A 24819-nucleotide genomic window follows, 5' to 3' on the forward strand; every position below is an offset into this window, starting at 1 on the left:
GGCACAAGAATCATGGGCTTGGAAACACTTCTGGTTATTGCCATGTTCGCCGCCTTCATGGTGCTGTTGCTGCTGGGTTTTCCAGTGGCCTGGTCATTGGCGGGCATAGGCCTGGTGTTTGCCGTACTGGCGAACTTTCTGATTGAACATTTTGATGCCGACCTCTGGTTCACCTGGAACGGCACCATCGGCGTCCTGGATGCCCGATTGTATGGGGTGGTGGCCAATGAACTGATGGTGGCGCTACCGCTGTTTATCTTCATGGGCATCATGCTCGACCGCTCCGGCATTGCCGAGAAGCTGATGCACAGCCTGGTGCGGGTACTCGGCCCGCTGCGCGGTGGCTATGCCATTACCGTGGTGATTGTCGGTGTGCTGCTGGCGGCTTCTACCGGTATTGTCGGGGCTTCAGTGGTGTTGTTGGGCATGTTGTCCCTGGGGCCGATGATGCAGGCCCAGTACAACAAATCCCTGGCGGTGGGTACGGCGTGTTCCGTGGGCACCCTGGGTATTCTGGTGCCCCCCAGCATCATGCTGGTGTTGATGGCGGATCGTTTGGGCACGTCCGATGCGTCTGTCGGTAAGCTGTTCATGGGAGCGCTGATTCCGGGCCTGATGCTCGGCGCCATGTATATCCTGTACATCCTGATTGCCTCCTTCATCAAAAAGGACCTGGCCCCGGCGCCGAAAAACCGGGAGCCGCTGGATCTCAGGGCGCTTCTCGATGTATTCCTGGCAGTGGTGCCGCCCATGGCGCTGATCATTGCGGTGCTGGGTTCCATTTTCTTTGGCATTGCCACCACCACCGAAGCCTCGGCCGTGGGGGCGTTCGGGGCCCTGCTGATGGCGCTTCTGAGCCGGCGTCTTAACGTCAAGGTACTGCGGGAATCCCTGTACCAGACCAGCCGCACCACGGCCTTTATCTTCGGCATCTTTATCGGCGCCACGGTATTTGCTGCCGTCCTTCGCGGCCTGGGCGGCGATGATGTGATTCGCGATGCCATTACCGGTTTGCCGTTCGGCACCACTGGCATTCTGATCACCGTGCTGTTCATTACCTTCCTGCTGGGCTTCTTCCTGGACTGGGTGGAAATCACCCTGATCATTCTGCCCCTGGTTGCCCCTGTGGTGTTCTCCCTTGGCGTGGAGCCGGTGTGGTTTGCGGTGATGTTCGCCATCTGTCTGCAGACCTCGTTCCTGACCCCGCCGGTTGGTTTCTCCCTGTTTTACATCAAGGGTGTTTGCCCACCGGGGATCACCACACGCCATATCTACCTGGGGGTGCTGCCGTTTATTGCCCTGCAGGTGCTCGGACTGGCATTGGTTTTCTGGTTCGAACCCCTGGCCACCTGGCTGCCCAACGAAGTCTACGGAGGTCGTTGATATGACCGCCCTGTACAAGACCAATAACAAACCGATCATCAACAAGGAGACAGTGTGATGCGTCTTCACAACCAAGTTGCACTCATCACCGGCGCCGGCCGGGGCATTGGCCGGGCCATTGCCGAACATTACGCCCGCGAAGGCGCCCGGGTAGCGGTCGCGGACCTGACGCTGGAAAGTGCCGCCGACACCGTCGCGGCCATCGAGCAGGCGGGCGGCACGGCCATGGTCCTGGCCATGGATGTCACCGATGAGCAGGCGGTGGACCAGGGGGTTGCTACTATCATTGAGCAATGGGGCCGGCTCGATGTGGCCCTGGCCAACGCAGGCATCCAACACATTGACCCGGTGCATAAACTGGCCTTTGCCGACTGGAGCAAGGTGATGAACGTGCACCTGGACGGCGCCTTCCTGGTGACCCGTGCCGCCCTGCGCCAGATGTACACCCAAGGTGGGGGTACTATGCTGTATATGGGCTCGGTACACTCGGTGGAAGCCTCGCCGCTGAAAGCGCCCTATGTAGCCGCCAAGCACGGCATGCTGGGCCTGTGCCGGGCGGTGGCGAAAGAGGGTGCCGAGCATGGGGTGCGCAGCAACATCATCTGCCCCGGCTTTGTACGCACCCCGCTGGTGGACAAGCAGATCCCAGAGCAGGCCAAAGAGCTGGGCATTTCCGAGGAAGAAGTGATCAGCAAGGTGATGCTCAAGAACACGGTGGACGGCAAGTTCACCACCCTCGAAGACGTATCAGAGCTGGCGGTGCACCTGGCGGCCTTCCCGTCCGCCGCCCTCACTGGCCAGTCGATCGTGGTCAGCCACGGCTGGCATATGCAGTAATTTTCTGGAGAGACGGATGAGCAACACAGAACATTCACCGGTTGTCTGGACCCCGAGCCAGGAAACCCTCACCGGTTCCCGAATGGGCCGGTTTCAGGCCTGGCTTGAGCAACAGGGCTTTGGCCCGTTTGCCGATTACCACGCCCTGCACCAGTGGTCGATCACCGAGCTGGATACCTTCTGGCAGAAGATCTGGGATTATTGTGGCCTGGTCTGCGACACCCCCGGCAAGCGGGTGTTGGGCCGCCGTGAGATGCCCGGCGCCGAATGGTTCCCCGGCATGAAGCTGAATTTTGCCGCCAACCTGCTGCGGCTGGCGGACGGCGATCATGCTGATAAAGAAGCCGTGGTGGCCTACTGCGAAACCCGCCCGGTAATGCGCAAGACCTACGCCGAACTGAAAGCCGACGCCGGCGCCCTCGAAGCCTTCCTGCGCAGCAAAGGTATCCAGAAAGGTGACCGAGTGGCCGGCGTGGTCACCAACGGCTACGAAGCCTTGGTCGGCATGCTTGCAGCGACCAGTCTCGGTGCCATCTGGAGCTCCGCCTCCCCGGACTTCGGCATCGGCGCCATCAACGACCGCTTCGGCCAGATCGAACCCTCAGCGTTGATCGTGGTGAATGGCTACGGTTATGGCGGAAAGGTGTTTGCCCGCCAGGATGACTTTGCCGAATTGATCGCTGGCCTGCCGTCCCTGAAAGTGGTGGTCAGCGTTGCGCAACTGCCAGACGAAGCCCCGATTCCAGGGGGGATGGTCACCACCTGGGACGACGCCCTGAAGGCGGGCGAAGGCCAGGCACCCTCATTCACCCCAGTGGACCCGAACCACCCGGTTTACATCCTCTATTCCTCCGGCACCACCGGCAAACCCAAGTGCATCGTTCACGGCACCGCCGGCCTGTTGGTCAACCACGCCAAAGAGCTTATGCTGCACGGCGACGTGGGTCCGGACGACCGCTTCCTCTACTTCACCACCTGCGGCTGGATGATGTGGAACTGGCAGGCCTCCGCCCTGATGACCGGCGCCGCCGTCATTACCGTCGACGGTTCCCCGGGTTACCCGAGCCTTAATTTCCTGTGGGAAACCGTAGCCAAAGAGCGGGTGACCCACTACGGCACCAGCGCCCGCTTCATCGCCGGCTGCCGCAAAGCCGAACTGCAACCGGCCAAAACCCTGGACCAGAGCCACCTGCGCGTGGTCTTCTCCACCGGCTCCCCACTGCTGCCGGAAGACTACGACTGGGTCTACAGTGATGGCGCTCCCAACGTACTGCTCGGCTCCATCGCCGGCGGCACCGACATCTGCGGCTGCTTTGTGGGATCAACGCCACTGCTGCCGGTACGAAGAGGCGAAATCCAGTGCCGCTTCCTGGGCGTGGACGCCGTCGCCTACGGCGATGACGGCCAGCCGGTCAGCGAAGGCCGGGGCGAACTCGTTTGCCGCCAACCGCTGCCCTCCATGCCCGTCAGCTTCTGGCAGGACCCGGACGGCGAACGCTACAAAGACGCCTACTTCAACACCTTCCCCGGCGTCTGGGCCCACGGCGACTTCATCGAATTCACCGAACACGGCGGCGCCATCATCTACGGCCGCTCCGACGCCACCCTCAACCCCGGCGGCGTCCGAATCGGCACCGCGGAAATCTACCGCCAGGTGGAGACCATCAGCGAGGTCAAAGACAGCCTCGTAGTCGGCCGCCAGATCGACGGCGACGTGGAAGTGGTCCTGTTCGTAGTCCCGGCCGACGGCCAGACTGTCACCGACGACCTGATCAAAACCCTGAAAACCCGAATCCGCGAAGGCGCCAGCCCCCGGCACGTACCCAAACACATCGTGGAAGTGCCCGACATTCCCTACACCCGCAGTGGCAAAAAGGTGGAACTCGCGGTGGCCCGGCTGGTCAATGGCTCAAGTAAAGCGGACAACCGGGATGCCCTTGGCAATCCGGAAGCCCTGGACCGGATACGTGAGCGGTTGGTGGAGACTGGTTTGCTCGCAAGGTGATTTGATCTGCCAGGGATGGCCATGAATGCAATGCTTCTGGTTAGCGAGGGCCGGCTTACGACTTAGTACCACAAGTGTTCCGGATGTAGGCTTGGACTCGCTCGGTGATTCAGGTACATTTGCCAACACTACAGGCATGGATTGTGCCGATTAATACTTTGTGGAAACACGGACGTGACCAAAATAGCAGACCCGCACTCGCTTGCGCTTCATGAAGCGTTGATGATCGAGGGTGGCTGGGACCAATACTCCGATAGGGAATTGGCCAGCTACCTTTCGAGCTCCAGTTTTACCCCTGCCCGATTACGAGACCAGCTTGCCAGTGGCGAACTGGTGTTGCTGAAAGAGATCCCGGCGGTTCCCGTTTTCAGTCTGGTATCCGGGCGCATTGTTCCCACTGAAAGCACCTCTGCAGCCATTGCAGAGAATGCCGTCACGGCCTTCGAAAAACGCTTCGGTGACCGGCAAGCGTTTCCTTCCAGAGGCACCGCCTACGCTCATTCCGATAGCCTGGCACCACCACCGAAGCTCGACTACACGCCAGAAACCCCGGTAATTGAACCGCCACCTGAGCCGCTTCCACCGCCTGTGGTAATATCGGAAAACTTTGCCCTTCCGCCCCTGGGGCCAAAGGTATTCGCCAAGTCCTACACCCGGCCCTCCGGGAATACCGACAGCAACGAGGGGCAGGAAAAGGCCAGTAACTTTGGCACCCTTGCGATGCTTGCCCCCGCCACCGTCATCAGCCCTGGTGCAAACGGCTTGCGGCCGCTGGGCCTGATCTCCGGCTCGGCAATGAGACTGGCAAAAGGCTGGGCTATGGCGGCGCGTATTGGTGCCGGAGTACTCAGCACCGCCGGCAGTGCAGTGCTGTTGGCACTCTGGCCATCCAAATTGGGCGACAGCACCCTGTACACCGAGGAAGAACTGCTTGAGATGGCTGAGGCGGCCATCCGGGTGCGTTTTCATCTGCACGTGGATGCCACCGGAAACCTCCGGGTGGCCGGCTATCACGTCAACGACAGCACGGGATACAAAGACCGGGTTCCGGTTGCTCACGCAGAGCTCAAGGGCGAGAATTTTGAAGTGGTGGTTGATGACGACTTCACCCTCGTCTGGTACCCGGATGACAGCGGCCACCGCCCGGTAGTGAGCACCGAATACCCGGCGGATTCCGGGATTGATCCCTACAGCATTCTGGTGACACCCATCCAGGATGATGGCCAGGAACATTCGCCACCCGGCTACCAGCAGCCCTTTGAGGATCAGGTTGAGCTGATCGTGAGCTTTCCGGCGGACAGCGGGATTGAGCCGTTGTATTTGGTTTTCCGGAAGACTGCTCGCGATGAACGAGGGGTGGTCACTGGAGGCGGAGAAGAAATTACCGGAATCTGGTTAGAGAATGCCTCAAGAGATCTTGGAGCGCCGATACCTGCGCAGATTGCGGATCGGCTCAGGGGGCGTGAATTTGCCAATTTTGACCGGTTCCGTGAGGCCTTTTGGCTTGAGGTGGCAAAGGATACGGAACTCATGGGGCAGTTCAGTTCTCGAAATCAAAAAACCATCAGGGCCGGCAGAGCTCCTTTTACAAGGCTTAATGATCAAGCCGGAAAAAGGAACCGGTTTGAAATTCACCATGTAGAAGAAATAGGAAACGGGGGCGCCGTATACGACGTTGAAAATTTGAGAGTGGTAACCCCCTTCAGGCATATTCAGGTCCACCGGAGGACATAATGAAACTGCAAAAAAAACGATTGAGTGACTATACCGAAGAAGAGTTCATTGCTGCTCTAAACTGGTTTTGGAATGAGGATATTACCGAAGATGAGGAAAGTCAGTTTGTTGACCAATTCAATGAGCTGGTTGAGCACCCTGCAAAAAGCGATCTGATTTTCTATCCAGAGACTGACCGCGAGGATTCTCCCCAAGGCATCGTTAATGAGATCAAGAGGTGGTACCACGAAAAGGGAAGAGTCTGTTTTCGTGAGTAGGGATCAAAGTATCAGAGCCTGTCAATAAATCTGGGTAACATTCCAACTAGGTATGGCCCCCCCGTCATCAACGTCGCCGGCCAGACTGTCACCGACGACCTGATCAAAACCCTGAAAGCCCGAATCCGCGAAGGCGCCAGCCCCCGGCACGTACCCAAACACATCGTGGAAGTGCCCGACATTCCCTACACCCGCAGTGGCAAAAAGGTGGAACTCGCGGTGGCCCGGCTGGTCAATGGCTCAAGTAAAGCGGACAACCGGGATGCCCTTGGCAATCCGGAAGCCCTGGACCGGATACGTGAGCGGTTGGTGGAAGTGAAGCTGTTACCGGCGTGATTTCGTTCATTTTGTCGACAAAATGAGCGTGTTTTCGCTTGACTGAAAGCGCGCGGAATACAGCTCGGTAGTTGGATGAGCGTTGGTGGAACGGCCTCCCAAAACTGTGCGGAGCCATGGATGGCGGAGCCCAAGCGCCACAAGGATGTGCCGGCAGGAGCGTGTTTTGGGAGGCCGTTCCACCAGCGCGATAACTCCAAAACCGGAAAACCTGACAAATGTTAGAAAGTTTCGTAAATTCCCGCCATTTCATCGTCCTGTAACCGAAGATCAGGCATTTTTAGTCCGTTCTTATACTAAGATCGTAACCAAAGTTTGGTAAAAAATGCTATCTTAGTAGGTCTATCAAAAGTTCCGAATCAGTCATCGGCATAACCAGCCGTTCACAAGACGCCTGACCGTGCCATGACCGTCCTGAACCCACCCATTTGCCTGAGGACGAAAATGACAACATCCAAAGCCAAGATTGTCTACACACTGACCGATGAGGCCCCCGCCCTCGCCACCCGGTCACTGCTTCCCATCCTGGAAACCTTCGCCAAGCCGGCCGGCATCGACTTTGAAACCAGCGACATCTCTCTCGCGGCGCGTATTCTGGCAGGCTTCCCGGACTACCTCGAAGAAAACCAGCGCGTTCCGGATGCCCTGGCTGAATTGGGTGAGTACACCAAGGATCCGGACGCCAACATCATCAAGCTTCCGAACATCTCCGCGTCCATTCCCCAGCTCCGTGCCGCCATCAAAGAGCTGAACGAACAGGGCTACAAGGTTCCGGAATATAAAGAACACCCGGAAACCGACGAAGAGAAAGAAATCCACGCCCGTTACTCCAAAGTACTGGGCAGTGCTGTTAACCCGGTACTGCGTGAAGGTAACTCCGATCGCCGTGCGCCGGCTGCGGTAAAAGCCTTTGCCCGCAAGTTCCCCCACAGCATGGGTGAGTGGAGCCCGGCGTCCCGTACACACGTAGCGCACATGCGCGGTGGTGACTTCTACTCCAGTGAGCAATCGGTCACCCTGGACAAGGCCACCAACGCCCGCATCGTGTTTGAGAACAAGCAGGGCAAACAGACGGTACTGAAGCCCGACCTGCCGCTGCAGGAAGGCGAAGTGCTGGACGGCATGTTCATGAGCAAGAAGGCTCTGGTGAAGTTTTTCGAAGACGCCATTGCCGACTGCGAGAAAACCGGCGTGATGTTCTCCCTGCACGTTAAAGCCACCATGATGAAAATCTCCCACCCGATCGTGTTCGGTCACGCGGTGAAGGTTTTCTACAAGGAGCTGTTCGACAAATACGGCGACCTGTTCAAGGAAATCGGTGTTAACCCGAACAACGGCCTGTCTTCCGTCATTGAGAAGATCAAGCAGCTGCCGGAGTCCAAGCAGGAGCAGATTCAGGAAGACCTGCACGCGTGCTATGAGCACCGCCCGGAAATTGCCATGGTGGATTCCGTTAAAGGCATCACCAACCTGCACGTACCGAGCGACGTGATTGTCGATGCCTCCATGCCGGCGATGATCCGCAACTCCGGCAAGATGTGGGCCCGTGACGGCAAGCTCAAGGACACCAAGGCGGTTATGCCGGAGTCCACCTACGCCACCATCTACCAGGAAGTGATCAACTTCTGTAAGACCCACGGCGCGTTTGACCCCACCACCATGGGTACCGTACCGAATGTGGGCCTGATGGCGCAGAAAGCCGAAGAGTACGGCTCCCACGATAAGACCTTCGAAATGAAGGAAGACGGCATTGTGCGTGTGGTGGCCGAAGACGGCACCGTGCTGACCGAGCACAAGGTTGAAGAAGGCGACATCTGGCGCGCCTGTCAGACCAAAGACCTGCCGATCCGTGACTGGGTCAAGCTGGCGGTTAACCGGGCCCGCTCCAGCGGCACGCCTGCGGTGTTCTGGCTGGACGATGAGCGCGCCCACGATGCCCAGCTGATCAAGAAGGTTGAAAAGTACCTGGCCGAGCTGGACACCGACGGTCTGGAAATCCACATCAAGTCTCCGGTTCGCGCCATTCGCTGGACCATGGAGCGCCTGATTCGTGGTCTGGACACCATCTCGGTAACCGGCAACGTGCTGCGGGACTACCTGACCGACCTGTTCCCGATTCTGGAACTGGGCACCAGTGCCAAGATGCTGTCCATCGTACCGTTGCTGAACGGCGGTGGCCTGTACGAGACCGGTGCTGGCGGTTCTGCGCCCAAGCACGTACAGCAGCTGATCCAGGAAAACCACCTGCGTTGGGATTCCCTGGGTGAATTCCTGGCCACGGCGGTGTCTCTGGATGAGCTGGGTGAGAAACAGGACAACCAGCGGGCCCGTCTGCTGGGCCAGACCCTGGACAAAGCCACCGAGCGCCTGCTGGAAAATAACCAGTCTCCGTCTCGCGTCACCGGTGAGCTGGATAACCGGGGTTCCCACTTCCACCTGGCTCGTTACTGGGCGGAAGAGCTGTCAAAGCAGGATGATGACAAGGAGCTGAAAGAGTTCTTTGCCAAGTTGTCGAAACAGCTGGAAGAGAACAAGGACAAGATCCTGGAGGAAATGACCGTGGTGCAGGGCCACCCGGCCGATATCGGTGGTTACTACCACCCGCCCATGGAGAAGGTGTGTGAGGTGATGCAGCCAAGCGCGACCTTCAACAAGATCCTGGCCGATGCACGGGACTCCGTGAAGTAAGGCCAGCGGTTCAGCCGGCCGGAGCCTGCTCCGGCCGTGATTGACAAAAACCGGGTTGCCCATGGTCGCCCGGTTTTTTTGTGCTTGCTCCTGCCGTCAATCCTGCTGCAGAGGCACTAACAGGCCATTGGTCAGGCGTGCCAGATCGTCCGGCGTCAGCTCTATCTCGAGTCCACGTTTGCCGGCGCTGACGAACACCGTCGGGAAGTGGTGGGCGGTGCTGTCGATAAACGTTCGGAGCCGTTTTTTCTGGCCCAGAGGGCTGACACCACCCAGCACATAACCGGTGGTTTTCTGGACCAGCTGTTTGTCCGCCATCGTGGCTTTCTTTGCCCCGGCGGCCCTTGCGATCTGCTTGAGGCCCAGCATGGCGGTGACCGGTACAATGCCGACCGCCAGTTCCTTGTCATCCAGGCTCACCACAAGCGTCTTGAATACTTGCTCCGGCGCCACACCCATTTTCGCCGCTGCTTCACCACCGTAACTCTCGGCCGCCGGATCGTGGTCGTACTCATGTATGGTGTAGTTCACTTTGGCCTTCTTGGCCGCAAGAATTCCAGGGGTCATGCAGGGTCCCGTATTGATCGATGGTGGACGGAATTAAAGCATGCGCTGCCGGCGACGTCATCCCTCTGGCACCACCGGCCAGTAACGGGAAATTTCTCCCAGTCTGGCATCGAAAACGGCGAGATCGCCGAACTGCAAAAACACAGACTCGCTCTGATGCGGCCTCAGGAATACCCAGTCGTCTTCCTGCAGTGGCACCCCGGCGGCCAGGTTAAGCATCTCCTGATTACTGGACCGTCCGAACACCGGGTTGGTTGTCAGCCCCGCCGGTGACACCAGCCGAGCCTTCCAGTTGCCCCCGTAAATGAAGACCGCCCTGGCCCGGTTGGGGTTCCACAATCGCTGCAGTCGGCCAATGCCCGGTGTGCCGGGAATCCGGTTGGCTTCCTGCAGTTTCAGCACCGGAGTGGCAATGAAAGCCGCAGGCTGGTGGCCCGCCAGGGTGGCCAGGTCGAAATCCGTGGGCATCACCAGGCCGGAGCCGGCCGCTAGTTCGTTGGCGGTAATGGTGTTGGCCCGGCCCTTATATAACTGGTACGTGGTGGAGCCTCCGGTGTTGAAGGTGAGCCCTGCCAGATCACGCCCCAAGGTGTTCCGGGCCAGTGAAACATACCGGTTGTAACGGGCCATGGCCTTTTGCCACAACCAGTCGGTTGGCCCCGGTGCTTTCACGATATGGGGTTCATAACCCATAAAACCGCTGAAGCTCAGCCAGCGGGATTGCTCTATGTCCAACAGCGCCCGGGATAGCAGCTGATCATCGTTGAACCCGCCCCGGTGCAGGCCGATATCCAGTTCCAGGTTCACCCGCATAGGCTCGCTCCGTTGACGGGCCAGTTGCTCGTATTGCGCCAACCGGCGTGGAGAGTCGATCAGCCATTGCAGTTGCTGTCGGGGCTGGAAGTCGTTCTGGTCAGCCTGGTGCCGATCATAGAAACGGGCAGCCGCCGCGACCGGTAACGGTTTGCCCAGCAGAATGTCGGCGTCAGGGATGGAGCTGGCAATCTGGTTGAGGAAAGGCTGGTGAAACAGCATCAGCCGCCGGGTGCCGGTCTTGGCCATCACGTGCTCCAGTAAGGGCACCGAAGGTAGGGATTTCACCACAATCCGGTAGTCGAAGTCGTGGCCAAGGTGTTGTAGCAACACCTGAATGTTGTGGTCCAGGCGTTGCTGGTCAATCACCAGGGTGGGTGTGGCCAGCCCGCTGGCATCCAGCGCCCGGGACAGGGCGCGGAAGTAGTCTGAGTGGCCATCGCGAATAGCCGGGGGCCGGAGCCATGCGGCTGTACCCAGGCCGCCGGCCGCCACCCCGGCCAGAATGAGTTTGCGCCTTTGCTGACGGAACGCTTCGCTGTGAGCCATGGTGGGTTATCCGTGGGAGGTATTGTCGCTGAAAAGGCCGGCCAGGTAAGGGTTCAGGAAACGGCCGTTCGGGTCGAGACTTTTCCTTACTTCACAGAATGCCTGCCATTTCGGGTACTGCGCCTGGAATTCAGCGGCGGTAAGCGTGTTCAGCTTGCCCCAGTGAGGCCTGCCACCATACCGGCGGAATATCGGCTCCACTGCGGCAAAGAGCGGCTGGTAGTCATCCTCGAAAAACCGGTGGACGGCGATGGATACTGAATCCCGCCGATAGAATGGGCTGAGCCAGGCATCATCGGCTTGCACAAAGCGCACCTCGAAGGGAAAGAACACCTCCGGGAAACAGTTTTCAACCAGATCCACCACCTCCCGGAAGGCCTTTTGCCAGTTTTCTCTGGGCAGGTGGTACTCCATCTCATTGAAGCGCACATTGCGGTCACTGGTGTAGTTCTGCCAGGACGGCGCCACCTTCTGCTCCCGGGCCAGGGTGCGCATATAACCCCCGAGAATCAAGCGCCGCAGCCTGGGGGACCAGGCCAGGTAGTCGCGGGCTTTCTGCAAATCCCGCGCGCCGTCGTTCTGGTCCAGTGCCGGGGTTGCCGAGAGGGGTTCGTCCGTCAGGTCGTGGGTGCTGGTGAAACCCATGCCGGAGAACGGAATGTAATAGAACTCAAAATTGCGATGCTGGTCTGCCAGGGTGTCCGCCGTTGCCAGAATGTCCTCGATGGGCAGCCATTCGGTGGTTTTCCGGAGCCGATATGGGCGGGTATTTTGCAGGGTGACGTCAGTCACAATGCCCAGGCAGCCCAGCCCCACCCTGGCTGCCTGGAACAGGTCCGGATGCTGGGTCTGGCTGCACTCGATACGCTCGCCATTGGCGGTGACCAGTGTCAGCGCCGATACGTAGCCAGACAAGCACATCAGCTTGCTGCCAGTGCCATGGGTTGCAGTGGCCAGAAGGCCCGCCAGGGATTGCTGGTCTATATCGGGCATGTTGAACAGGGCCTGGTCAATCGCTTCCAGGGGTTGGCCCAGTTGCCCGAGCAGGGTGCCGGCGGCCACCTTGGCCTGGCACCGGCTGTCATCATGCCCCAGAACGCCGCTCAGGCGAGCCACGGATACCAGAATGCCGTCGGTGGGTACCAGGGCGGAGAATGAATGGCCAGAGCCAACGGGGCGAACGGGCAGGTGTCGATGGTTTGGGGCGGCAAGGAGTTCCTGCAGCTCGGTGACGCTCCGGGGGGCAACACGCATGGCAGGGACCGACTGCTGGGAGCCAGACCAGTTACGCCAAGGCAAAGGGGACTTGCTGCCCCCGGCGTTGCTTTGTGCCTGTGCCGGCGCTTGCTGTGCTGCCTGCAGCGACAGGGTATGCCCGACGATGGCGGTACTGACCAGCAATTGCAGAAAATGCCGTCGTTCCATATGAATCTACCTCAGGTTTCTGCCGGCCGCGCCATGAATTCGATGAGCGCCTGAAATTCTGCGGTGTCGCAGTCCATGCACAAGCCGTAGGGCGGCATACCACCCATGCCCGACACCACGTTGTCCACCAGCCGCTGCATGCCTTTCTCCAGGCGCCTGTTCCAGGCTTCGCTGTCACCGGTCAGGGGGGCATCCGAAGTGCCCCGGCTGTGACAGGCCATGCAGGAGCGCTGATAGATACCGGAAAGTTCAGGGTCTTGAGGACGGGCTGTTTCGGCATAGTCCCAGATGGCCTGTTCAGAAGGGCCGGAGGGTGAACAACCGCCAATGATCAAGGCAAGGCTGGTAATGACCAGCAGCCTGGCGTGAGTATGGTGCAGAGGGTGTTGAATCATTGTTTTTGCCCAAAACAAAACTATGTGTCACGTTTAGTTTTGTGGAAATGCCGGGAAAATGCAACCTTGCCTCGACTGAACGTGTGAAACTGTCTACTTTTCCTATAGGACAGCTCCCCAAGGCAAAAGGAAGACTATGCAGCCTGAACAACCAGAGCGAGGGAAAGAAACCGGCTGGAGTAGCAGTCAAAGCCCTTTGCGCCGTGCCCTGTCGGCCACCCTGGTGTACCTGGTGGCAGGTATCATCTGGATTACGTTTTCTGACCGGATGGTGGAGATCTGGTTTGCAGACCCCCGGTCCCTGTCAGCCATGCAAACCTGGAAAGGGTTTTTGTTTGTCGCGGTCACCGCGCTGGTGTTATTCACCGTTATGCTGCGCTTGCTCAGCAAGGATCGTTTGTTGCTGTCGCTCCAGCTGGACCAGCGGCGGGCGCTGCGCCAGAGGGAGCAGCAACTGCGGGTATTGATGGATAACCTCCCGGGCATGGCCTATCGATGCCGGAACGACGACAGCTGGACCATGATGTTCGTTTCTGGTGGCTGTGAGCAGCTGACCGGCTATCTGCCCGACGACCTGATCAACAACAAGCTCGTCAGCTATGCCAGCCTGATGGATCCGGATGCAATCGAACAGGTGTCCGAAGAGGTCGCCATTGCGGTGCGCAAAGGCCGGTCTTTTTCCCTGGAGTACGCTATTACCCGCAAAGACGGCCGTAAGGTGTGGGTCTGGGAGCGTGGCTGCGGTGTCGAGCACGATGACGGCAGTGTTTTCCTGGAGGGGATAGTGCTGGATATCTCCGACCGCAAACAGCTGGAAATCGAGTTGGAGGAGATGGCCACCCGAGATCCTTTGACCGGCCTGCTCAACCGGCGGGAGTTCTCCAGAGTCCTGGAGGAAGAGTTGGAGCGCGCCCGCCGCTATGAACGTCCGATGGCGCTGTTATGGATTGATTTTGATCACTTCAAGGACATCAATGACAGCTGGGGCCACGCTGCTGGTGATACCGTGCTCTGTGCGGTGAGCGAGATCCTGACCGACCGGGTAAGAAGTGTCGATTCCGTCGGCCGGTTTGGTGGCGAGGAATTCGTTATTGTGCTGCCGGAAATGGATGTGGAGGGTGCCCGGGATACCGCCGAGCGTTTGCGCCAGCGGGTAGGTAACGCGCCGATACCGCTGGAGTCTGGCCACTCGGTGCCATTAACCATCAGCGTGGGTGTCGCGGTTTATCCTGTTCATGGTCACACAGTGGAAACACTTTGCAGCGCAGCGGACAAGGCGATGTATCAGGCCAAAATGCAGGGTCGCAACTGTGTGGCCATGGCGCAGCCGATCGAGCCGGTTCATAATGAAATCTGATAAAGGCTGAAATGTCGGCCCCAGCAAGTGTCCCGGGAGGGGCCAGTTCTCAATAACGATAAAAGGCGTCCGTTATGCATTCACTCGCCCGCCGTGCCCTGCACACCTGCGATATTCCGGAAGACCTGACCTCTGTCACTTTCCGCAATCGTGACACCGAACACCCGGATCGGGTTGGTTTACCGCAGGACGCAGTGGAATCCGTATGGCGTAGTGTGGAGGGCTTGTACCGGACCGGTGTGCACCCGGGAATCCAGCTGTCGCTCCGTTACCGGGGCGAGCAGGTGCTGCATGGCGCCATGGGCCATACCCGGGGCAACGGCCCCCATGATCCCGCCGCTCTGCCCAGGCTGCCGATGACCACGGAAACCCCGATCTGCTATTTCTCCGCCTCCAAGGCGGTGACGGCGCTGCTGATGCACATGCTCGCAGAGCAGGGCCTGGTGAATCTGATGGACCCGGTTTCCTACTACTGCCCGGAGTTTGCCAAGAACGGAAAGCGCACCATCACCGTGCACCAGATTCTCTCACACCGGGGCGGTATTCCGGCGATTCCCCGTGAGACCCCCATAGACGTGCTCTGGGAGCGTGATGAAATCTGGCGCCTGCTGTGCGCTGCCAAACCGGTCGAGGTGGATGGCGCGAAGGTGGCTTACCATGCCATTACCGGTGGCTTTGTGTTGCAGCGGGTCTTGGAGAAGGTCACGGGCGATACCATCGAGAATTATCTGGACCGGTACCTGCGCAAACCTATGGGTATGAAGTGGTTCACTTACGGAATCGCCCCGGAGAAGCTGCACGAACTGGCTACCAATTATGCCACCGGCCCGACCCCGATGTTTCCGCTGTCGTGGATCGTCAGCCGGGCCCTGGGCGGAGACATTCGCACGGTGGAGAAAGTCACCAACGACCCGCGCTTCCAGGAGGCGGTCATACCCGCCGGTAATCTCTGTGGCACCGCGGAGGAAATGGGCCGGTTCTTCCAGATGATGCTCAACGGCGGGGTTTGGAACGGCCAACGGATTTGCAGTGAGTTAACCATCCGCCGTGCCATCCACCAGTTCGGTTCATTGCAGATAGACCGTACCATGATGATCCCCATGCGCTTCAGTGCTGGCATGATGCTGGGCGGCAACCCGGTAGGACTCTGGGGGCAGCAGAGCCGTTATGCCTTTGGCCATGTCGGTCTGATCAACAAGTTGTGTTGGGCCGACCCGGCCCGGGATATTTCCGTGAGCCTGCTCAACACCGGGTTTCCGATAGTGGGTCATCACTTACCGGCCCTGGCCAGATTTGTCTATACTGTGTGCAGGCAGTTCCCGGTGTTGCCGGAAAACAAGCGAAGGCTGGTGGCTGCCTGAGTCAGTAAAAGTGAAACCTTGTTCATTCTAATTGCACTTTGTCTGACAGTTCTGCAAAATCGGCATTCTGAAACGGATTATTCACCAGACTCAAAGGATGAGGCACCATGGACAAACCGGAACTTCCCCCGCCTGAACTTCAGCGTGTCAAGCTGGACCAGCACGACAGCGTACGCAGCCACGTACAACAGCAGGTATGCGACGAGGTCCAGCGTCTGGAACGCCGTATCGAAACCCTGCGACTGACCAAAGCCCCCCATGCGGCCATCATGATCTCCACCTACGAGCGTATGATCAGCCGGAAGAAAGGCTTTCTGCAGAACTGGGACCTGTGAGCCTATTTGCGGGTTGAGGCCGACGCTGCGTTCCAGGTGGCGATGGCGAGATCTTCGCTCTGGTAGACGCAGTTATCGGGATTCTGCTTTGTTGCATCGTCGTCTTCCGCCCCGTCGTCCGGTACACGGGCAGGCTCGCCATCCGAAGTGTAGATATGCACAGTATCCATGGCGTAGTTGATCTCAACGCGCAGGCAGTCTGGCGGCGTGTTATCCGCACCGTACCGGCTCAGGTCTATGACCGTCTGCTCGGTATTCTTGATGAACAGTGTGTCGAGTTGGGCGTCGGTTACAAAGGTTTGGCGTAGTTCAATGCCCCCGACATTCCGGCTGACGTAATCGGCGGTGGCATACTCCGGCTGGTTGTAGCCACTGGCAACAAACTGCAAGGCGTCAAAGCGGGAACCGGCCAGCACACTCAGCAGCTCCGGCTGCTCTTCCCTGACATCATCGTTGACGCTTCGGGCCACATACTGAATGGTCCGATAGACCTTTTCGGTAAGGTCACTGCCTTCGGGACCCTCCGGCAGATATCGCCAATCGAGGGTCTGGTAGTTCCATTCGTAGTCGTTCAGGGGCTGGAGACTGAAGGACGCCGCCTGGTCGGTAAAGCGAATACGGGCGCCGGCACTGCGGGTGTTGTAGTTGCCGGCCTGGGACAGCGCGATGCGATCCCGGATATAACGCCGGCCTTCATCAAAGTTGGTAATACCGCCCACGCTGATCACCTGGTTCATCAGGTCCAGCGGGTTACGCACCCGGGTATAGTCCTGGCCGGTGTCGTCTGGCTGTGCACCGATGAAGATATCGATATGCCGCCGGATTTCTTCCACCGTAGCCAGGTGGTCCTCGTTGTCGGCGTCGTCGCCAGTGGGTTGTATGCTTTGGTAGAAATCGCTGAACCGGGTGAAGCTGAGGGTATCCGGCGCCTGCTCGGTGTTGGTCAGGTCAAAGGTTGAGAACACCAGGTCAACATTGGTTGCCGGGTTGAACGCGGAGGAACCGGTGCTTTCCATCCGGCACCCCGACAGGGTAAGGACGGACAGGGAAACAGCAACAAAAAGGCAGGAATGTCTCATTTCAGGTGGCCCCGGGGTGCGAAAAAACGGGTGAAAGGCTAAAGTGACTTGTGCTGACAATAAACGATAAAGCACGCAGCTACCCGCGCGGAGATCACATTTTGCAGCAACGGTTTTCCGAAACGCTCAACCGGGTGCTCGTCGCCCTGTTGATGCTGGTTGTTGTTTCCTTGCCATCGCTGGTGCAGGCGAAAAACGCCTGTCCTGCCGGGTCGGTGGTGCTGGATAGTACGACCAGCAGTGTGCGTAATCTCGATGGCTGTATCTGGTATCTGGAAGACGCCGGCCATGAGCTGGCCATTGACGACATCCTGGCTATGCCGGAGGAGCAGTTCAGCCTGCACCGGGGAGGCGTGCTCAATTTCGGTTATACCGACTCGGCCTACTGGACCCGTTTTGATCTGACCACCCGCGGCAGCCAGGTTGCCAGCAACTGGATCCTGGAACTGGCGTTGCCACTGGTGGATGAAGTCTGGCTGTATGTGGTGCGTGACGGTCGGGTGGTTGAACAGCGCCGTGCGGGCTACCTCGACAACTGGGACGACCGGGATCTGGCCGTGCCCAACCCGACCTTCCGTCTGCAGTTGTTGCCCGATGCCACCACCACCGTGTATCTGCGAACCACCACCACCAATACCTTCAGGTTGCCGGTAACACTCTGGCACCCGGACAGTTACATTGAGAAAGTCTCCATCGATGAAGCGGTCAGGGGCGTGCTGTTGGGGGCCATCCTGGCCATCCTCGCCTATAACCTGTTTGTTGCTGTGTCAGTCCGGGAACGCAGCAACATCTATTATGTGCTGTACCTGGTCTGCGCGGCGGTGTTTATCGGCACCGAACAGGTGCACGGGGTTCAGTTGCTGGACAACCGGCCACCGATTCTGGACAAGGCCTACCTGCATTTTCAGATCATCCTGACCTGGTTCTTCGGGTTGCTGATGGCCCGTTCTCTGCTCGAGACCCAACAGCGCTCCCCGGACCTGGACCAGGTGATCCGCCTGTGCCTGTATTCGGTGACGGCCACCTTCGTGTTGTCGTTCTTCATGCCCTACTCGGTGGCGATGGAATGGATTGTGGTGGGGTCCATTCTGTTGAGCCTGATCCTGATTGTGGTCAGTTACCTGTCATGGCGCTATTACAACCCGGCGGCCCGGTCCTACTTCTTTGCCTGGACCATGGCGCTGATCGGTTTTGGGATCTATGCCCTGACGGTCATGGGGTATCTGCCGCTGAATACCTTTACCACCTATGCGCCCCAATTCGGCCTGGTGGCCCAGATCATTCTGTTTTCCTTTGCCCTTGCCGATCGTATCAAGCAGGTTCAGGGCGAAGCGCTGGCCTGGAACCAGCGGGCACTGGCTAATCTCCAGCGCTACCAGTCTCTGTTTGATAACGCCATTGAAGGGGTCTTCCAGATGTCGCCAGACCGGCGCTTTGTCACCGCCAATCCGGCGATGGCCGAGTTGTTGGGCTACAGCAGCAGCCGCGAGTTACTGCAGGACAACCCGGATGTGCTGGAAACCTGCATTTCTGATGACCGGCTGCGGCGCCTGGTGGTAGAGCAACTGGAAGTCCGGGGCATGGTCAAGGGTATTGAAGCCCGCTATTTCACCCGCAGTGGTGTTGAACGTTGGGCCACCATCTCGTTGCACACGGCCTACGATCTGGATGGCGAGCCCATGCACCTTGAAGGTACCTGCATTGATGCGACCGAGAGCCACCAGCGCCAGCGAATCGAGCGGGAGCGTGAGCAGGAGCGCCTGGAGAAAGAGCTGGCCCGACACTCAGCCCAGGCCAAGAGCCAGTTTTTGGCCAACATGAGCCATGAGATCCGGACACCGCTGGCAGCCATTATCGGGTATGGCGAAACCCTGCTGGACCCAGACCTTGATGAGCGGGAGAAACGCAGCAGTGCCGAGACTGTCGTGCGCAGTGGCCGACATCTGCTGGAGTTGGTCAACGACATCCTTGACCACTCGAAGATCGATGCCAACAAGCTCGATGTCGATGTGGTACCGGTCATGCTGCCGGATTTGCTGGATGAGATTCGCGCCTTTTTCGAACCCCGGGCCCGGGAAAAGGGCCTGGAATTCACCGTTATCTGCGACTTTCCCCTGCCCGAGCAGATCCTGACCGACCCAACCCGGTTTCGGCAGATCATCATTAACCTGTGTGGAAATGCGCTTAAATTCACCGAAAAAGGCACAATTTCTCTTATTTTGCGCTGTGACCGAGAAGCCGAAACCCTCTGTGCCCGGGTTGTGGACACCGGCATTGGCATGAAACCGGAGCAACTGGAGCGGCTGTTTGATCCCTTCGCCCAGGGCAGCACGGCTATCTCCCGGCAATACGGCGGGACGGGGTTGGGACTCAGCATTTCCCGCCGGCTGGCCGAGTTGCTTGGCGGCAGTATCCGGGTATCCAGTACCTACGGTGAGGGCAGTGAGTTTGACGTCTGCATTCGCACCGGCGACCTTGCCGACGTCCATTTTCTGCGTGACGCCTCGGAGTTGAACCAGCGCCGACGGGGTATTGCCACGGTGTTGGCCCCCAGGCTCAAAGGCCGGATTCTGTGTGCTGAAGATAACGACGTTAATCGACGCCTGGTATCCATGCTGGTAGACAGAACCGGTGCCGAGCTGGTGCACGTCAGTAACGGAGCCGAGGCGCTGGAATTGGCTAGCCGGGAGCGTTTTGACCTGATTCTGATGGACATCCAGATGCCGGTGATGAACGGCCGGGATGCCACTCAGGCGTTGAGAGAAGCCGGGGTAAATACCCCAATCATCGCCCTGACAGCCAACGTAATGACGGAAGACATTGCCGAGTACCGGCTGGCGGGCTGTAACGAGCATCTGGCCAAGCCCATCGACAAACAACGCTTCTACGAGGTGCTGGCCCGGTACCTGACGGTTTGCCCTGAGGACTATCAGGGTGATACGCGCCAGTACTCGGGTAAGGTGCTGGTTGCCGAAGACAACGACGACAATCGTTTGTTGGTTGAGCGGATGTTGCGGCGCTTTGGTGTTGAGCCGGTTCCGGTCGCCAGTGGCGATCTGGCCGTCCGGCTTGCGCTGGCTGACACTGTGCACCTGGTCCTCATGGATCGGCACATGCCGGAAATGGACGGTGTAGCCGCCACCCGCCTGCTGCGCCAGGCCGGGTTCCGCCGCCCGATCATTGCCTTCACGGCCGGGGATCAGACCGAGAACGATGCTCTGCTGGCGGCGGGCTGTGATGGGGTGCTGAACAAACCGATCGACCAGTCGCATTTGCAGGCCATTCTCGAACGGTACCTGGTGGCGTCACCAGCCTCAGCGGTCACCTCCGATGATATGGCGCATTTGGTGCCCCGGTTTCTGGGCGGGCTTGAGGATCGGCGGGAACGCATGCGTGTGGCATTCCGGGCCAGGGATGCGAGCGCACTGCAGATGGAAAGCCACCAGATCAAAGGTACGGCCGGTGCCATGGGCTACCCCTTGATGACGCGCCAGGCGACCAGCCTGGAAAACCGGTTGAGGGAAAATCCGCCGGATTGGGCGCGAATCGGCAAGGAGCTCAGAACTCTGGACGAGATGATTGAACGGGCGCTGCAGGGAGCGCCAGATGAGCGGGAAACAACACAGGAACAGGCCAATGACTGAAAACCGACAGCAACAGGAACAGTATTCCCTCAGCATGATGTATGGTACCTACGCCGACGTTCTGTTCGTGCTGTTTCCGTTTCTGGTGATTGCCATGCAGCGGTTGTGGGATGGCAATCTTTACCAGACGCTGATGCGCCCGGACCTGAGCATCGCGGCGGCGATACTGGCGGGTCTGGCCATTGGCAAATTTGTGCTTGGCCTGGTGACCAATCGCGAGCTTGGGCGTTACAAAGAGCGTATTGTGTTCTTTATTGCCTTGACGTTGTTCGTGGTGCTGGGCCCGGCGATTATCCTGATACTGAGTATCACAGCCAACGCACAGGTCCCGGGATTTGTGGCGTTTGTGCAGCCGGTCTTGTTGATTGTGGCCATTTCGCTCTACACCACGGCGGTGAGCATCGCCAATATTCTGGTGCGTACCAACCAGGGGCCGTCAGGGGCGGAGGTGTCTGAAGCCACGTCGCAGTCGAAAGATGGTCGTCCCCGGCCCGCGCCCCTGGATTTGCCCAGACGAACCGGCAACGATGGCTACTGATCTGAGCGGATAATACAGGAGACAATGGATGACGGATCTGAGAATACTGGTAGTGGAAGATGAGCCCGTGATGCGGGAGCGGTTGGTTGAAATGCTCTACAAGGCGGGGGCGACGCAGGTGGCTGAATGCCCGGATGCGGCCTCGGCCCGGGCGGCTTTCGATGCCAGCGAGTACCATATTGTTCTGCTGGATCTGGGTTTGCCGGACGGAGATGGCCATGAGTTAATGACGCGCTTCAAGCAGATTCGGGAGGATCAGCATATCGTGCTGGTCACCGCCGATGACTCCATTGAAAGCATTCAGCGGGCAATCAGTGCCGGTGCCAATGGTTATGTGGTCAAGCCCTACTCCCAGGAAAAAATTCACGATGTGGTGAATAACTACGCCATCGTGCATGGCGGCGATATGGCGATGATGCAGGGGCTGAACCGGCGCCACTGACCGGTTCAGCGCATCGTCAATGCAATCAGGCGACCTGGCGTGCAATCCAGGAGTTATAACGGGTGGCCAGGGCACGCACGTAACGCGCTTCGGATCCATCCAGATTGCCCAGAACCCCTTTGAAAATCCAGCCTCGTTCATACAGGCCCAGCACCCGCTGTTCGTCATCCAGGTTGACACGCTGATTCAGTTTCTTGCAAATCGCATCCAGCAGCGGCAGCTTTTCCGGGCGCTTGATCGGAGCCTGACGATTGCTGATCGGCTGATTGGCTGCACGGGTTGTCGGATGTCTTCTCATGATGTTCTCCTTGTCGTTTTGCGGCTGCAAAAACAAAAAACCCCGGGGCCTGAGGCAACCGGGGTTTGGCAGAGAAGCTGCCCCGGTCGCCGCAATGGCTCCCGGGACTGACCGAAAGCCGTTAGATGTCTTTCACCATGGCGCGCACAGACTGCCCGTGACGGCAACCGGTGGCGGAGTAAGCGGTGGTCTTGGTAATCATCCTGGTCATATCAGCTCTTTGGATTCGGTTCACTTACCAGTGTATAGGCAATTGGCCGGTTTGCAATAGCCCCGGTGATTCGGCAAACCCGTACAGACGTGGCGAAGGTTGATCGGGATAATTCCCAGCGTCACGTGTTTTTACGTTGTGCAATCCGCGGTACCTCCGTATCAGGTATCGAATGGATCTCTCCTTTCTACGCAGCCGAATTGGCTGCGTTTTTTTTGCCCGGATATTGGCAGGCCAGGGTGGTTTCGGTTAGTTCGTAGCCACTAGTCCGTACAGCCTCTTGGGGTCGTTTTTGCGATAATTCGTACACTAACTTAATGCATTGAATTATCCGAAACCCAGAGGTTGAAACCGAAGAAAATGCCCGACGAACCCGGATCTGCCCGTAACAAATTCCGTTCCGATTTCATGGTTGAGCTTGCGTTGATTGTCGCTGTGGCCGTTTATCTGATGATGGCTCAGGGGCAGGCAGTTGGAGAAAATCTGTCGTTCACCGTGGTGGGCGCGGCCCTGATGGCCCTGGCCACCTACTGGACGCTTCACACCGTCCGTGACGGCCTGGAAGTTATTGCACTGCGGCTTCGCCCTGGCAAATAACCCGCTCCCAGGTTTTGTGCAGGATCAGCGCGTCGTTGGCGGCCCGGTGAACCGGTAGTCCCAGGTCGGCAATGACTTGTTGGCGGGTGCCCGACCACTGCCGCACCTGGGCCGGGTTCAGCAGCATGGACACCGATTCCAGCTGGAACTCCGGGGTTTCGCCGGCGGCCCGGAACAGCCGGTGCAGCCAGAAGCTGTCAAAAGTCCAGGCGTCGCAGAAGATCTGCTCCGGCAACAGCCTGTTCAGCGCCCGGGCCACTTCCCCTACCGGTGTGCCTTCCTGCTCCAGCCGTGCACGGGAAATGCCGTGTATGGTTTCCGCGCTCTCAGACCAGTCCTGCCAAAGTACGTGCGGCTGAATCAGCCAGCTGTGCAGGCTGCCATCGGGCATGCACACGCCAACTTCGATCGGATAACTTGCGATCAGATCGAGACTGGATGCTTCAAAGTCGATGAATGCCGGGCTGCTGTCTGAGTTCATTGAATCGTTGCTGGCTGTTTGTCGTTTTCCATCGAGTTTACCCCTGATCTTCCCATGACGCGAACCCAAGCGGCTCTGGCGCTGTTACAATATAGCCATGGTTTGTAAAAGCCCAATGACAAATCCCCTTCTTTTCCTGGTGAATACCCCATGACTGACACCGTTGTCGTTATCTATTCCGGGGGCATGGACTCCTTTACCCTGCTCCATCTTGCCCGGGCCCGTGGCTATAAAGTGCATGCACTGTCGTTTAATTACGGTCAGCGCCATGTACGGGAGTTGGAGGCGGCAGCTGCGGTGTGTCAGGCGGAGGCGATTCCCCACAAGGTGATTGATATCCGCGCCATGAGTGAGGTGATGGCGGGGTCCTCACTGACCTCAGACATTGCCGTGCCGGAGGGGCACTATCAGGAAGACAGCATGAAGTCGACGGTGGTACCCAACCGCAACATGATCCTGCTGTCGCTGGCCACCGGCTATGCCGTCACGGCCGGTGCACAAGCCGTCTGGTTTGGCGCCCATGGCGGTGACCATGCCATCTATCCGGATTGCCGGCCGGAATTTATCGAAAAAATGGATGCGGTGTGCCGGGTGGCGAATTACCAGCCAGTGGCGGTAGAGGCACCTTTTATGGCGCTCGACAAGGGCGAGATCCTGGGCGAGGGTTTGAAGCTGGGCCTGGACTACAGCCAGACCTGGACCTGCTACAACGGCCGGGAGCGGGCTTGTGGCCGTTGCGGCTCCTGCGTTGAGCGCCTCGAGGCGTTTGCGGCTCATGGCCTGAAAGACCCCCTGGCTTATGAGAGTCACGCCTGATGTACCGGGTAAAGGAAGCGTTTTACACCCTGCAGGGGGAAGGCGCCCAGGCTGGCCGGGCAGCGGTATTCTGCCGGTTCAGCAAATGCAATCTGTGGACCGGACGGGAGAAGGATCGGGCGGCGGCTGTCTGTAACTTCTGCGATACCGATTTTGTCGGTACCGACGGCCAGAATGGCGGGCGTTTCGAGACTGCCGTGGAGCTGGCCGAACATATTCGTAAGCTTTGGCCCGGCGCCCCGGGCCAGCCCTACGTGGTCTGCACCGGTGGGGAACCTCTGTTGCAGCTGGACCAGCCGTTGATTGATGCCTTCCACGCTGCGGGTTTCGAGGTAGGGGTGGAAACCAACGGCACCCTGCCGGCGCCGGAGGGAATTGACTGGCTGTGTGTCAGCCCAAAAGCCGACGCCGAGGTGGTTATTACCCAATGTGACGAGCTGAAACTGGTGTATCCCCAGCCTCTGGCACAGCCGGAACGGTTTCTGGGAATTCGGGCCAGGCACTATTTCCTGTCACCAATGGCCTCGCCGTCTGTACCGGATCAGGGGGATGACCCGGTCAAACGCAGCAACACCCAAAAGGCCACCGAGTATTGCCTCGCGCATCCGCAATGGCGCCTGACCCTGCAAATGCACAAGATCCTGGGCATTGACTGACCGAATGCCCGGGTG

Annotated in this window: 22 protein-coding genes and 1 pseudogene; 16 read left to right on the forward strand and 7 right to left on the reverse strand. The window is 58.8% G+C overall.

Features of this window, described 5'->3' with window-relative positions; all coding sequences use genetic code 11:
• The first annotated feature begins 12 nt into the window (after positions 1–12).
• The 7 genes and pseudogenes from ACNSOI_RS00435 (at position 13) to ACNSOI_RS00465 (ending at position 9240) form a co-directional block, all read left to right on the forward strand.
• The gene (locus ACNSOI_RS00435; RefSeq protein WP_061331362.1) at positions 13–1383 is read left to right on the forward strand and encodes a TRAP transporter large permease; all 1371 of its coding nucleotides are present in this window, start codon (positions 13–15) and stop codon (positions 1381–1383) included.
• Between the two features lie 57 nt (positions 1384–1440).
• Positions 1441–2220, forward strand: a complete 780-nt coding sequence (locus ACNSOI_RS00440; RefSeq protein ID WP_420194891.1) for a 3-hydroxybutyrate dehydrogenase — start codon at positions 1441–1443, stop codon at positions 2218–2220.
• Between the two features lie 16 nt (positions 2221–2236).
• The gene (locus ACNSOI_RS00445; RefSeq protein WP_420194892.1) at positions 2237–4225 is read left to right on the forward strand and encodes an acetoacetate--CoA ligase; all 1989 of its coding nucleotides are present in this window, start codon (positions 2237–2239) and stop codon (positions 4223–4225) included.
• 174 nt (positions 4226–4399) lie between these two features.
• On the forward strand, positions 4400–5959 hold the full coding sequence (locus ACNSOI_RS00450) for an S-type pyocin domain-containing protein (protein WP_420194893.1): 1560 nt from the start codon (positions 4400–4402) through the stop codon (positions 5957–5959).
• Entirely contained in the window at positions 5959–6216 is a 258-nt protein-coding gene (locus ACNSOI_RS00455; RefSeq protein WP_106694168.1) for a bacteriocin immunity protein, read from the forward strand. Before ACNSOI_RS00450 ends, ACNSOI_RS00455 begins: the two co-directional genes overlap by 1 nt.
• Before the next feature lie 78 nt (positions 6217–6294).
• A pseudogene (locus tag ACNSOI_RS00460) lies at positions 6295–6552 on the forward strand (acetoacetate--CoA ligase); the annotation flags it as partial.
• 444 nt (positions 6553–6996) lie between these two features.
• The gene (locus ACNSOI_RS00465) at positions 6997–9240 is read left to right on the forward strand and encodes an NADP-dependent isocitrate dehydrogenase (protein WP_286252912.1); all 2244 of its coding nucleotides are present in this window, start codon (positions 6997–6999) and stop codon (positions 9238–9240) included.
• A gap of 96 nt (positions 9241–9336) precedes the next feature.
• Here the strand turns inward: ACNSOI_RS00465 and ybaK are convergent, their stop codons facing one another.
• Genes ybaK through ACNSOI_RS00485 form a run of 4 tightly spaced genes read right to left on the reverse strand, consistent with a single transcriptional unit; the run spans position 9337 to position 12989 of the window.
• A complete protein-coding gene (gene ybaK / locus ACNSOI_RS00470; protein WP_106694170.1) occupies positions 9337–9807 on the reverse strand; it encodes a Cys-tRNA(Pro) deacylase in 471 nt (156 codons plus the stop codon).
• A 57-nt stretch (positions 9808–9864) separates the two neighbouring features.
• Positions 9865–11169: a DSD1 family PLP-dependent enzyme gene (locus tag ACNSOI_RS00475; RefSeq protein WP_420194894.1), complete on the reverse strand. Its 1305-nt coding sequence runs from the start codon at positions 11167–11169 to the stop codon at positions 9865–9867.
• Positions 11170–11175: 6 nt separating this feature from the next.
• Positions 11176–12594 carry a D-arabinono-1,4-lactone oxidase gene (locus tag ACNSOI_RS00480; protein ID WP_286252916.1) on the reverse strand — a complete coding sequence of 473 codons (1419 nt, stop codon included), beginning with the start codon at positions 12592–12594 and terminating at the stop codon, positions 11176–11178.
• Positions 12595–12605: 11 nt separating this feature from the next.
• Entirely contained in the window at positions 12606–12989 is a 384-nt protein-coding gene (locus ACNSOI_RS00485) for a c-type cytochrome (protein ID WP_286252917.1), read from the reverse strand.
• A gap of 136 nt (positions 12990–13125) precedes the next feature.
• On the opposite strand from ACNSOI_RS00485, the gene ACNSOI_RS00490 reads away from it, so the two are divergent.
• The 3 genes from ACNSOI_RS00490 (at position 13126) to ACNSOI_RS00500 (ending at position 16042) form a co-directional block, all read left to right on the forward strand.
• The gene (locus ACNSOI_RS00490; RefSeq protein WP_420194895.1) at positions 13126–14346 is read left to right on the forward strand and encodes a diguanylate cyclase; all 1221 of its coding nucleotides are present in this window, start codon (positions 13126–13128) and stop codon (positions 14344–14346) included.
• Positions 14347–14420: 74 nt separating this feature from the next.
• Positions 14421–15707: a serine hydrolase domain-containing protein gene (locus ACNSOI_RS00495; RefSeq protein WP_106694175.1), complete on the forward strand. Its 1287-nt coding sequence runs from the start codon at positions 14421–14423 to the stop codon at positions 15705–15707.
• Between the two features lie 107 nt (positions 15708–15814).
• Positions 15815–16042, forward strand: coding sequence for a hypothetical protein (locus tag ACNSOI_RS00500; RefSeq protein WP_058092899.1), 228 nt, complete (start codon positions 15815–15817; stop codon positions 16040–16042).
• 2 nt (positions 16043–16044) lie between these two features.
• On the opposite strand, the gene ACNSOI_RS00505 is transcribed toward ACNSOI_RS00500, so the two are convergent.
• Positions 16045–17058 carry a hypothetical protein gene (locus ACNSOI_RS00505; protein WP_420194896.1) on the reverse strand — a complete coding sequence of 338 codons (1014 nt, stop codon included), beginning with the start codon at positions 17056–17058 and terminating at the stop codon, positions 16045–16047.
• A 164-nt stretch (positions 17059–17222) separates the two neighbouring features.
• Here ACNSOI_RS00505 and ACNSOI_RS00510 point away from each other — a divergent pair, with 164 nt between their 5' ends.
• Genes ACNSOI_RS00510 through ACNSOI_RS00520 form a run of 3 tightly spaced genes read left to right on the forward strand, consistent with a single transcriptional unit; the run spans position 17223 to position 21745 of the window.
• Positions 17223–20765, forward strand: coding sequence for a 7TM diverse intracellular signaling domain-containing protein (locus ACNSOI_RS00510; RefSeq protein ID WP_420194897.1), 3543 nt, complete (start codon positions 17223–17225; stop codon positions 20763–20765).
• Positions 20758–21303, forward strand: a complete 546-nt coding sequence (locus ACNSOI_RS00515; protein WP_286252926.1) for a hypothetical protein — start codon at positions 20758–20760, stop codon at positions 21301–21303. Before ACNSOI_RS00510 ends, ACNSOI_RS00515 begins: the two co-directional genes overlap by 8 nt.
• A gap of 28 nt (positions 21304–21331) precedes the next feature.
• Complete coding sequence (locus tag ACNSOI_RS00520; protein WP_061331348.1) at positions 21332–21745, forward strand: response regulator; 414 nt, start codon at positions 21332–21334, stop codon at positions 21743–21745.
• 25 nt (positions 21746–21770) lie between these two features.
• On the opposite strand, the gene ACNSOI_RS00525 is transcribed toward ACNSOI_RS00520, so the two are convergent.
• Complete coding sequence (locus ACNSOI_RS00525) at positions 21771–22043, reverse strand: hypothetical protein (RefSeq protein WP_061331347.1); 273 nt, start codon at positions 22041–22043, stop codon at positions 21771–21773.
• 571 nt (positions 22044–22614) lie between these two features.
• Here ACNSOI_RS00525 and ACNSOI_RS00530 point away from each other — a divergent pair.
• Positions 22615–22851: a hypothetical protein gene (locus ACNSOI_RS00530; protein ID WP_058092893.1), complete on the forward strand. Its 237-nt coding sequence runs from the start codon at positions 22615–22617 to the stop codon at positions 22849–22851.
• Here the strand turns inward: ACNSOI_RS00530 and ACNSOI_RS00535 are convergent.
• The gene (locus ACNSOI_RS00535) at positions 22820–23332 is read right to left on the reverse strand and encodes a hypothetical protein (RefSeq protein WP_106694179.1); all 513 of its coding nucleotides are present in this window, start codon (positions 23330–23332) and stop codon (positions 22820–22822) included. The genes ACNSOI_RS00530 and ACNSOI_RS00535 overlap by 32 nt on opposite strands.
• A 150-nt stretch (positions 23333–23482) precedes the next feature.
• Here ACNSOI_RS00535 and queC point away from each other — a divergent pair, with 150 nt between their 5' ends.
• Both queC and queE read left to right on the forward strand, forming a co-directional pair.
• The gene (gene queC / locus ACNSOI_RS00540) at positions 23483–24148 is read left to right on the forward strand and encodes a 7-cyano-7-deazaguanine synthase QueC (protein WP_106694180.1); all 666 of its coding nucleotides are present in this window, start codon (positions 23483–23485) and stop codon (positions 24146–24148) included.
• Complete coding sequence (gene queE / locus ACNSOI_RS00545; RefSeq protein WP_106694181.1) at positions 24148–24804, forward strand: 7-carboxy-7-deazaguanine synthase; 657 nt, start codon at positions 24148–24150, stop codon at positions 24802–24804. The genes queC and queE overlap by 1 nt, the downstream gene beginning before the upstream one ends.
• Positions 24805–24819: the final 15 nt, after the last annotated feature.

It is taken from the genome of Marinobacter sp. GH_1 (genome assembly GCF_048595985.1).
Lineage (GTDB): Bacteria > Pseudomonadota > Gammaproteobacteria > Pseudomonadales > Oleiphilaceae > Marinobacter > Marinobacter shengliensis.